Below are 5,031 nucleotides of genomic sequence, written 5' to 3'. Positions count from 1 at the left end.
TGCGCATCGCCGAGATCGCAGAGGCCAAGGCTCCCCGAGGCGAGGACGCGGAGTAAGCCCGCCCGTCGATGTACTCTCACGGTCGGCTTTCTCGTCGGGATACTCCTCTATCGCGGAACCACAGAAGCCGCATTCGGTTTCAGCGCTTTTTGCCACCGTCCTCGCTACTTAGCGTCCCAGTGTAACTCGGACCTCAGAATCGGTCGTGCGGCCTTGCTTTTGGCGGAGCTAACACCCGCTTGCGCGTTTGTGATGAAAAAAAAGGCCGGAGCGATGCTCCGGCCTTGCGCTTTTCCGAACTGCGCTGGGTTATTGCGGCTCGATGCCGGCTTCCTTGATCATGCTTGTCCACTTCTTGAGCTCTTCGGCGACGAAGACTTTGAACGCGGGCGGGTCGCTCCAGTAGATCTCGATGCCGGATTTGGCGAAGCGTTCCTTGATCTCCGGCGTCTGCAGAGCCGCGTGAATCTGCGGCGCGATCTTGTTGATGACGTCGGGCGGCAGGTTTGCCGGGCCGAAGATACCGGCCCAGGCCAGCAGATCGAAACCCGGCATTACCGTCTCGCTTAACGTCGGCACGTCGGGAAGCAGGGCGCTGCGTTTTGCCGTCAGTACCGCCAAAGGCCGCATGCGGTTGGCCTTGATCTGCGGCAGCGCCGTGTTCATGTCCGGGACGAGGACCTGGATCTGCCCCGCGACCAGATCGACGATGCCCGGTGGCACGCTGCGATACGGAACGCGGACCATCTGGATGCCGGTTCGATGCTTCAATGTCTCGCCGGTAACTTCGCCGGTGCTGTTGCCGTAGCCATAGGACACCTTATTTGGATTCGCCTTGGCGTAGGTGACGAGTTCCTGGATGGTCTTGAAAGGCGCCTGGTTGTTCGCGGTGATCACCGAGGGGAAGCTGCCGATGCGCGCGATCGGGGTGAAATCTTTGATGGGATCGTAAGGCACGTGTTTGAAAAGGCCCGGCGCCGCCGAGTGCGTCGAGTTCGTCGTGAGCAGCAAGGTATAGCCGTCCGGCGCCGCCCGAGCGACGGTCTCGGCCGCGAGCATGCCGCCGGCGCCGGCCTTGTTCTGCACGATGACGGTCTGTTTCAGCGCGTCCGACAGGTACTTGGCCATCACGCGCGCGGTGGCGTCGGTGACGCTGCCGGCGGCGAAGGGCGTGACGATCGTGATCGGCCGTGACGGGTAGTTGTCGGCGCGCGCGGCGGGCGCGGCGAACGCCAGCGCAAGTACGCCGGCGCAGGCCGTCTTGGCGCCCGCTCTGAGCAGTCTGAGCAGTCCTTGCCGTTCCATGTGTCTCCCCATTTTTTTTGTGCTGATCCTCCAGCCTTCGGCTGGCTTCGGCTTGTCACAGCCGCCGCATCAGCGGACGGCCGCGGCGAGTGAAGAGAGGCGGCGACGCCTTATACCGTGGCGGCTGCGCGCGGTTTTGTCGTCTCCGGAAAGCGGCTCGACACGTCCATGTTGAAGATGCGTTTGGCGGTCAGGCCGAGGATGTTGCGCTTGGCCCCCTCGCTGAGGAACGGCAGGTCCCAGATGGTGCTGGGCAGGTCCATGTCCCAGTGTGGATAGTCGGACGAATAGAGGAGCTGCGTGTCGGCATTGATCATCTTGAAGGTCAGCTCGAGCGCCTCGCGATTGTTGACCATCTCCATCGGCTGGCTCGTGTAGAACATGTCGCGCATGTACTCGCTCGGCAGCCGCTTGAGCGACGGCGCCTCCGACGTGCGCATGCGGAAGTCGTTGTCGAGGCGCTGCATCAGCCAGGGAATCCATGCGAGGCCGGATTCGATCCAGATCACCTTCAGCTTGGGGAAGCGTTCGGGCAGGCCGTTCACGATCCAGTTGGCGCAATGCACGGCATTGAAGAAGGTGAAGCCGACGGCGTGGGCGGTGATGAAGCGGTTGGTCAGCGACATCAGCTGGTCGTTCCAGTGATAGGAGGCGTGGAACGACAAAGGCAGCCCGGCCTCCTCGAGCAGCGCGTAGGTCTTCATGTACGCGTTCTCGTAGACCGGACGATAGCGGGTCGACACGACCATGAAGCCGATCACGCCTGGCTTGCCCGCGAATTCCTTCACCGTCCGGAAAGTCGCTTCCGGATCGTTGAACGGCAGGTACAGCATCGAACGCAGCCGGTTGTTCGAGGGCAGCAACTCTTCCGTGAGCCAGCGGTTGTAGGCGCGCGCCAACGCGACCTCGATTTCCGGCTGCGGATGCAAACCGAGGAACAGCATGGGCGTCGGAAACAGGCAGGCGTAGTCGACGCTGAGCGCGTCCATCCAGCGCAACGTCTGCGCCACCTCGCGGTGCTTGTGCTCGGAAGCCGGGATCTGCTCCTGCTTGCGCCCCATATAGCGGGTGACACGGCCGCCGACGTCCTGGTAACCCGGCTGATCGTAGAGGACAGCGTTCGGGCCTTTATAGCGATAAGTGTTGATCGCCACCTGCCGCAATGAGGGGTCCTCGATGTATTCCAGGATCGGCGCGAAGTTATCGGTCTCGTAGTGATGGCAGTCGACGTCGACGATGAGGACGTCGTCGAGCTTGCGTTGATCCGCCTGGCGGCGCGCATTTGCGAGATGCTGCGTGCTGCTGTAGCCGCCGATCTCGAGATCGTAAGCGCTCTGGCTGGAATTGATGCGCATCGAAACCTCTTATCGTGTCCCTGAAAAGCTCTGCCACATGCCGAGCTCGAACAATTCGAGGTTGGCACCTTTGAGCAGGCCAGAAGCCGTGACCATGATCTTAGTGGCGCCCATGCTGCGCACGTCGCCGCACGGAAGCGTGCGCTCACCAGCATCGAACTTCTGCGCGTAGAGATCGACCAGCGCTCGGAACAGGCGCTGCATCGGTTGGTCCGGCAGGCATTCGCCGGCGCCTTCGGCGATCAGCGCCTCGATCTGCGCCGAGGCCTCGTCCATTTGAACCATCAGGCGTTCGACCTGCTGGCGCAGTTCGTCGGCGCGCGAGGGCGCGACGGTGACAGTGTCAGACGACGACATAGATGCCTTCGTTCCGTTCGATGACCTTATAGCGCCGCAACGACTGGCGGCCATCACCGGCGCAGCGGCCGGTTTCGATGTTGAACTCCCAGCCGTGCCATGGGCACACGATGTGCAGCTCGTCTTCATTGAACCGCATGCCCTGATAGGTTTTGTCGGCCCTGATCACCTCCTCGACCTTGTGCACGAGCAGGCCCTCACACACCGGACCGCCTTGATGCGGGCAGATATTGCTAAAGGCATGCAGCGCCCCGCTCGCGCGGATGACGCCGATCTGGTCGGCGCCATTTTCGACAAGTTTGCGCGCCCCTTCGCTCAATTCGGCGGAGGGACAGACGAAGATTTCGGCCATCCTGGAAGCCTCGATAACCTAATGCAGGCTGTCGCCCGCCTGTCGTCCTGTATCCGCAGTGCCGGTTGGCGTAGCAAAGGAGAAATAGTTGGACAGGGCATGAAAAATATTGATAGGGTTACTTAAGTGCCTGTGTTATCGAGTGTTTCCAATGCGTCGCGTTCTTCCCTCCCTGAGTAGTCTGCGCGCATTCGAGGCCGCGGCCCGCCACCAGAGCTTCACGCGCGCGGCGGCAGAACTCAATCTGGCGCAGACCGCGATCAGCCATCAGATTAAGAATTTGGAGGACTTGTTGCAGGTCGCGCTGTTTACGCGCGAACGTAGCGCCGTGCGACTGACCGACGTCGGCCATGAATATCTGGAATCAGTGCGCGATGTGATCAACCAGATCACCGCGGCGACCGACCGGGTCATCGACAAACACCGCGGCAATGTGCTCACCGTCGCGTGCCTCACGGCCTTCGCCGTGAAGTGTCTCATCCCGCATCTCGGCGATTTCCGCCGGCGCCATCCCGACATCGTGCTGCGGATCGGCACCGTCGTGTCGTTCGATCTCCTCCAGCACCACGATTACGACGTGGCGATCCGGTACGGCTCGGGAAGCTGGCGCGGCTTCGCCACGCACAAGATCGCGCCGGAAGAGGTGTTTCCGGTCTGCAGTCCACGCCTGCTCAAGTCCGGCATGAAGTTAAAGATCCCGTCCGATCTGCACCAGCATACGGTGATCCGGACGTCCTCGTTCGCCTTGCGCGACGAGTGGCCGCAGTGGCTGGAGCTCGCCGGCGTGTCCGACCTGGAATTTGCCGACGAGATCGCCTGCGATCTGCTGTTCCCATCCATTCAGGCGGCGGTGGACGGTCTAGGCGTGGTGATGGGGCGTACCGCGGTCGTGGCGACGGACATCGCCAATGGCACCCTGATCGAGCCGTTCGATATCCGGATGCCGACGAACTCCGGATATCACGTGACGTCACCGATCGAACGCGCCGATATGCCGATGGTGACGACATTCCGTAACTGGGTGCTCGAACGCTTTCAGCCGGCGCTCTCGGCAGCCTGATCAGCTGCTGCATGAGGAAAACTGAGGCTAAGCACGACTTTTTTCGTTCTTGCCCACAGCAAGAACAGCGGTAATAGCTTCCGTCCCCCTCATCCAGGTACTGACCCTTTTCCATCGGCGCTGGCCTCTTTTGAGGAGCTTTGTGGTCCCTTTACCTTGTCGGCGGACTGATGGAACGCATCGCACAGGTAAAACTTGAAGGATTGTCAAAAGACACACTGTGAGTAGGTTCTGCCCGCCCATGACTGCTGCCGACTCATACCGAAAGCTCGCGGCTCAGCTGAGAGCGAAAGCCGCCAATGAACGAAGCGCCGGCCTCGCGTCCGAACTGAACCACCTTGCCTAGTGCTACCTGAGACTGGCCGAACAGGCCGACCACAACAGCCTTTCCGACATCATTGCGGAATTCGGCTCAAAGCTTGGCTCAGCCGGCGCCTAGCACTCCAATCCAACATGGCCAGTGCACGCGAGCGGGCCGAAGGATACCGCAAGGAAGCAAAGACCTGCCTGGAGTTGGCGGGTCGATTGTCTCTCGATTCCGACCGCGCTCGCCTGACCGATATGGCTATGCACTGGCTGCGCATCGCCGAGATCGCAGAGGC

General features: G+C 61.4%; 5 protein-coding genes. 1 reads left to right on the top strand and 4 read right to left on the bottom strand.

Annotation, left to right across the window (positions count from 1 at the left end):
* Positions 1-309: 309 nt before the first annotated feature.
* The 4 genes from VGV41_RS04630 to VGV41_RS04615 all read right to left on the bottom strand — a co-directional run bounded on the left by VGV41_RS04630 (position 310) and on the right by VGV41_RS04615 (position 3,369).
* Positions 310-1,305: a tripartite tricarboxylate transporter substrate binding protein gene (locus tag VGV41_RS04630; RefSeq protein ID WP_326862493.1), complete on the bottom strand. Its 996-nt coding sequence runs from the start codon at positions 1,303-1,305 to the stop codon at positions 310-312.
* A gap of 110 nt (positions 1,306-1,415) precedes the next feature.
* Positions 1,416-2,660: an amidohydrolase family protein gene (locus VGV41_RS04625; protein WP_326862492.1), complete on the bottom strand. Its 1,245-nt coding sequence runs from the start codon at positions 2,658-2,660 to the stop codon at positions 1,416-1,418.
* Between the two features lie 9 nt (positions 2,661-2,669).
* On the bottom strand, positions 2,670-3,017 hold the full coding sequence (locus VGV41_RS04620; protein ID WP_326862491.1) for a hypothetical protein: 348 nt from the start codon (positions 3,015-3,017) through the stop codon (positions 2,670-2,672).
* Positions 3,004-3,369: a Rieske (2Fe-2S) protein gene (locus VGV41_RS04615; protein WP_326862490.1), complete on the bottom strand. Its 366-nt coding sequence runs from the start codon at positions 3,367-3,369 to the stop codon at positions 3,004-3,006. The genes VGV41_RS04620 and VGV41_RS04615 overlap by 14 nt, the downstream gene beginning before the upstream one ends.
* 151 nt (positions 3,370-3,520) lie before the next feature.
* On the opposite strand from VGV41_RS04615, the gene gcvA reads away from it, so the two are divergent.
* Positions 3,521-4,429, top strand: coding sequence for a transcriptional regulator GcvA (gcvA, locus tag VGV41_RS04610; RefSeq protein ID WP_326862489.1), 909 nt, complete (start codon positions 3,521-3,523; stop codon positions 4,427-4,429).
* The last annotated feature ends 602 nt before the right edge of the window (positions 4,430-5,031 follow it).

The organism is Pseudolabrys sp. (genome assembly GCF_035943735.1).
Classification (GTDB): Bacteria; Pseudomonadota; Alphaproteobacteria; order Rhizobiales; family Xanthobacteraceae; genus Pseudolabrys.
The sequence above is the reverse complement of the archived record's forward strand: the minus strand, read 5'-3'. Positions and strand labels throughout refer to the sequence as shown.

Bases quoted from the DNA above. Each gene is read 5' to 3' on its own strand.
- VGV41_RS04630 (WP_326862493.1), bottom strand. From the start codon at position 1,305: ATGGAACGGCAAGGACTGCTCAGACTGCTCAGAGCGGGCGCCAAGACG.
- VGV41_RS04625 (WP_326862492.1), bottom strand. From the start codon at position 2,660: ATGCGCATCAATTCCAGCCAGAGCGCTTACGATCTCGAGATCGGCGGC.
- VGV41_RS04620 (WP_326862491.1), bottom strand. From the start codon at position 3,017: ATGTCGTCGTCTGACACTGTCACCGTCGCGCCCTCGCGCGCCGACGAA.
- VGV41_RS04615 (WP_326862490.1), bottom strand. From the start codon at position 3,369: ATGGCCGAAATCTTCGTCTGTCCCTCCGCCGAATTGAGCGAAGGGGCG.
- gcvA (WP_326862489.1), top strand. From the start codon at position 3,521: ATGCGTCGCGTTCTTCCCTCCCTGAGTAGTCTGCGCGCATTCGAGGCC.